Consider the following 285-nt stretch of genomic DNA (forward strand, 5'->3'; position numbering starts at 1 on the left):
GAAATATACTCTTTTGGAGCTTGAAAACTTTCCGTTGAACCTTAGTCCATGGGATGGCCTTCCATGCGTTGCTCGTAGTCTTGATTGGTTTTGGTTTCCCAAACCCTTTCTTTAAACTCGCTATCGCCATTTGTACACCTACTAGGCTCTATTTCTTTACAATCAAACCGTGACCTGTTAGCATATCCCTACCATTACAGTCGGGCATTGGCTTTTGGTCACATCTCATCCCCTAATAGGCTTGCGCTTACACTTTCACTACTGACTTTCTCGACCAGATTGTCA

The 285-nt window shown here is 43.5% G+C and carries 1 pseudogene; it reads right to left on the minus strand.

What is annotated here, in order from left to right:
• Positions 1–130 (minus strand): annotated as a pseudogene (locus tag P5674_RS26300) (reverse transcriptase N-terminal domain-containing protein); the annotation flags it as partial.
• Positions 131–285 lie beyond the last annotated feature (155 nt).

Source organism: Limnospira sp. PMC 289.06, from assembly GCF_032350395.1.
GTDB lineage: Bacteria > Cyanobacteriota > Cyanobacteriia > Cyanobacteriales > Microcoleaceae > Limnospira > Limnospira platensis.